At 45.8% G+C, this 3,886-nt stretch carries 5 protein-coding genes; 2 read left to right on the top strand and 3 right to left on the bottom strand.

What is annotated here, in order from left to right; all coding sequences use genetic code 11:
* Positions 1 to 31: 31 nt before the first annotated feature.
* From GW12_RS13565 to pdxA, 3 genes are read right to left on the bottom strand one after another with little or no spacing between them, the layout of a single operon-like run.
* Positions 32 to 880 (bottom strand): symmetrical bis(5'-nucleosyl)-tetraphosphatase, encoded by an 849-nt coding sequence (locus tag GW12_RS13565; protein WP_034588511.1) that lies wholly within the window; start codon positions 878 to 880, stop codon positions 32 to 34.
* Positions 881 to 1,696, bottom strand: a complete 816-nt coding sequence (rsmA, locus tag GW12_RS13560; protein WP_034588509.1) for a 16S rRNA (adenine(1518)-N(6)/adenine(1519)-N(6))-dimethyltransferase RsmA — start codon at positions 1,694 to 1,696, stop codon at positions 881 to 883.
* Positions 1,697 to 1,726: 30 nt separating this feature from the next.
* Complete coding sequence (gene pdxA / locus GW12_RS13555; protein WP_034588513.1) at positions 1,727 to 2,695, bottom strand: 4-hydroxythreonine-4-phosphate dehydrogenase PdxA; 969 nt, start codon at positions 2,693 to 2,695, stop codon at positions 1,727 to 1,729.
* Positions 2,696 to 3,001: 306 nt separating this feature from the next.
* Between pdxA and rplM the strand changes: the two genes are divergently transcribed.
* On the top strand, positions 3,002 to 3,430 hold the full coding sequence (rplM, locus tag GW12_RS13550; RefSeq protein ID WP_004950297.1) for a 50S ribosomal protein L13: 429 nt from the start codon (positions 3,002 to 3,004) through the stop codon (positions 3,428 to 3,430).
* A 12-nt stretch (positions 3,431 to 3,442) separates the two neighbouring features.
* Complete coding sequence (rpsI, locus tag GW12_RS13545) at positions 3,443 to 3,829, top strand: 30S ribosomal protein S9 (protein WP_034588505.1); 387 nt, start codon at positions 3,443 to 3,445, stop codon at positions 3,827 to 3,829.
* The last annotated feature ends 57 nt before the right edge of the window (positions 3,830 to 3,886 follow it).

Raw genomic sequence — 3,886 nt, 5'->3', positions numbered from 1 at the left:
TCTATTTCAGGACAAGACATAAGTGAATAAATCAGAACATTGGATTATCGACTGCAAACATCTGCTGGTCTTCTAGACGGAAGGCCATTAGCTGATTACCCCAGACACAGCCACCATCTACATTCTGGATGCAATCCGAGATTTTCTTGCCTTGCAGGCCAGCCCAGTGACCAAACAGGATTTGATGGGTTTGAGCCGCTTTGGATTCAAATTCAAACCATGGTTTAAAGCCTTCCGGCATTGGATCATCCAGCGATTCCTTAAAGCTGAACTCCATCCGGCCTTCCGCATCGGTCAGACGCATACGGGTCAGATAGTTGACAATACAACGTAAACGCTCATGTCCTTGCAGATCTTCTGACCACAGATCAGGCTCAGTACCATACATCTCTTTCAGGAAAGCATCGACCACATCAAAGTCTTCATGAGCAAGCACCGCTTCGACTTCTTTGGACAGTTGCGCAGTCTGTTCAGCGGTCCAGTTCAAGGGAATACCCGCATGAGTCAAAATTGTCTGTTCATTCGGAAACAGGCACAAAGGTTGTTTACGCAACCAGTCGATCAGATCATCACTTTCCAGGGCGTTAATTACATCCCAGACATTGTCTTTATCTTTGACTTTTTTCAGGCCACGCGCACAAGCCAGCAGCGTCAGGTCATGATTTCCCAATACCGTCGCTGCAGCGCCATTTTCTGCCAGTTTCTTGATAAAACGCAGTGCCCCCACCGAGTTTTCGCCTCGAGCCACCAGGTCACCAGCAAACCAGAGAAAATCTTGATCCGCATCAAACTGAATTTTTTTCAGCAATGCTTTCAAGGCTTCAAAACAACCTTGCACATCACCAATCACATAGTTGTATCGAATATTTTCGCGAGACATTTATGCATCTACCATTTGATCTGAAAGAGCAACAAATTGAGTGAGCGTTAAGGTTTCAGGACGTGCCATTGGATCCACGCCTGCTTTTTCAAAACCATCTTCCACCAGCATGCCTTTTAAGCTGTTACGCAAAGTTTTACGACGCTGGGTAAAGACATGTGACACCAGTCGTGCCAAGGCTTTTTCATTTTTCGCCACGATTGGTTTCACGTCATAAGGCTCTAGACGGAATACCGCAGACGTTACTTTTGGTGGCGGGTTAAATGAGCCCGGTGGCACTTCAAACAGGAAAGTCGGCTTGCAGTAATACTGAATCATGACTGACAGACGACCATATTCTTTGGTATTCGGTTCTGCGGTAATACGATCGACCACTTCTTTTTGCAGCATGAAGTGCATGTCTTTGACTTTGTCACCAAATTCCAGGAGATGGAATAATAGTGGTGTCGAAATATTGTAAGGCAGGTTACCGACAACACGCAGTGGACGGTCTTCTTCAAACAATTTCGAGAAGTCGAATTTCAGTGCATCGGTTTCAACAATCGTCAGACGTTCAGGATGTGGTACACGTCCCGGTAGCCCAGCCGCCAGATCACGATCCAGCTCAATCACCGTCAATGCATCACATTCACCAATCAGTGGTGAAGTCAAAGCAGCCAAACCCGGACCAATTTCGACAACATTGTCGCCCGGACGTGGATTCACCGAACGTACAATTTTGGCAATGACACGTTGGTCATGTAAGAAGTTTTGACCAAAACGCTTACGCGTGTGATGCCCTTCATCTTTTGGGTTTAAGGCATTAATCTGATACATAGACATTTCCAACGTGTAATAAAGACGAGATCATTGACGCGCTAAATCCAGCGCTAAATCCACAGCCACATGCAAGCTTGAGCTTTTCGCAAGGCCTGTACCTGCGAGGGAGAGTGCTGTGCCATGATCGACAGAAGTTCGGATAAACGGTAAGCCCAAAGTAATATTGATGGCTTCACCAAAGCCCTGCGATTTTAGCACAGGTAAGCCCTGATCGTGATACATCGCCAGCACCGCATCGGCATCTTTCAGGTTTTCCGGAGTAAATAGGGTATCAGCGGGCAGACTTAAGCTCATGTTAATCCCTTGCGCACGGTAGCTTTCCAGTACCGGATTGATTACTTCAATCTCTTCCATCCCTAGATAACCGCCCTCACCTGCATGTGGGTTTAAACCACAGACCAGAATATGCGGATGCTCAATTTTAAATTTGGATTTTAGGTCGTGAATCAGGATATCAATGACCTGATGCAGTCGTTCAGGCGTAATTGCATCGGCGACTGCACGAAGTGGCAGATGGGTGGTTGCCAACGCTACACGCAAGGTTTTGGTGGCTAACATCATGACCACACGCAGTACACCTGCGCATTCCTGGTAATACTCGGTATGACCACTGAAATGAATCCCAGCATCATTAATGACAGACTTCTGCACAGGTGCTGTAGCGACCCCGACACTTTTGCCTGACATGGCATAATCTGCGGAACGACGTAGCTGCTCCAGCACATAAGCTGCGTTATGATGATTGAGTTCTCCCAAGCTTACAGGTTCTTTGAGTGGGACATGCTCAACATAAAGCTGGCCTTTCTCAGATGAAGATGTTTGCCCTTGATAATCCACCAGTTCAACCTCAAGGTTTAACTGCCGGGCACGCTCACCTAACATTTCCTTATCCGCCAGCACCACCACTGGACGCTCATCAACACGATCGGCCAGACTCAGGCAGATATCAGGACCAATTCCGGCAGGTTCACCACTGGTGACATATAAAGGCAGCATCTTCATCTCGATTCTCTAAGCTGTTCAATATTATAGCCTCATTCCGTATTACCTGCGTGTAGGAATCCGTTTTGTCTTTGATAATGAACGCTATCCATGGGTAAAAAGCCAAGTTACAAATATCTTGTCAGTTTTTCATCGTTCTTGTTGATTTTTCCTTCCCTTCGCCAAAGAGATTGATTAAAATACAGCGCTTGAAATTTTTAATTTTCATTTGTGATTCTTCACGTATTCGTTTAGAATCTCGTCTCCTTTTTGTTTGGACAGCTTCCATAGTCCAAACCAACTATAATAGGTAGTGGTTTAATGAAAACTCTCAGCGCTAAGCCAGCTGAAGTTCAACACGACTGGTACGTTGTTGATGCTTCTGGCAAAACTTTAGGTCGTCTCGCGACTGAAATCGCTCGTCGTTTACGCGGTAAGCACAAAACTTCTTATACTCCTCACGTTGACACTGGTGATTACATCGTTGTTATTAACGCTGAGCAAGTTCAAGTAACTGGTAACAAACCACTTGACAAGAAATACTATCGCCACACTGGTTTCCCTGGTGGTATCCGTGAAACTAACTTTGAAAAATTAGTTGCTCACAAACCAGAAGAAATCTTCCAACGCGCTGTAAAAGGTATGTTGCCAAAAGGTCCTCTTGGTTATGCAATGATCAAGAAAATGAAAGTGTACGCTGGTGCTGAGCATCCTCACACAGCTCAACAGCCACAAGTTTTGGACATCTAAGGGATACAGCACATGGCTACTAACTATGGTACAGGTCGCCGTAAGACCGCAACTGCACGTGTTTTCCTATCTGCTGGTACTGGTAAACTCGTAATCAACAACCGTTCTCTAGAACAATACTTCGGTCGTGAGACTGCTCGTATGGTTGTTCGTCAACCACTTGAGCTTCTTGAAGCGACTGAAAAATATGACCTTTACATCACTGTTGCTGGTGGTGGTATCGGTGGTCAAGCAGGCGCTATCCGTCACGGTATCACTCGTGCGCTGATCGCTGCTGACGAAACTCTTAAACCTGCTCTTCGTCAAGCTGGTTTCGTTACTCGTGATGCTCGTGAAGTTGAACGTAAGAAACTTGGTTTACGTAAAGCTCGTAAACGTCCTCAATTCTCTAAACGTTAATCTGTTTACCGAATCGGACAAAAAGCCCTGGTTTATCCTAATGCCAGTCAGTTAAGC

The organism is Acinetobacter sp. HR7 (assembly GCF_000773685.1).
Lineage (GTDB): Bacteria > Pseudomonadota > Gammaproteobacteria > Pseudomonadales > Moraxellaceae > Acinetobacter > Acinetobacter thermotolerans.
This window is presented reverse-complemented; position numbering and strand designations above follow the sequence as displayed.

Bases quoted from the DNA above. Each gene is read 5' to 3' on its own strand.
- GW12_RS13565 (WP_034588511.1), bottom strand. From the start codon at position 880: ATGTCTCGCGAAAATATTCGATACAACTATGTGATTGGTGATGTGCAA.
- rsmA (WP_034588509.1), bottom strand. From the start codon at position 1,696: ATGTATCAGATTAATGCCTTAAACCCAAAAGATGAAGGGCATCACACG.
- pdxA (WP_034588513.1), bottom strand. From the start codon at position 2,695: ATGCTGCCTTTATATGTCACCAGTGGTGAACCTGCCGGAATTGGTCCT.
- rplM (WP_004950297.1), top strand. From the start codon at position 3,002: ATGAAAACTCTCAGCGCTAAGCCAGCTGAAGTTCAACACGACTGGTAC.
- rpsI (WP_034588505.1), top strand. From the start codon at position 3,443: ATGGCTACTAACTATGGTACAGGTCGCCGTAAGACCGCAACTGCACGT.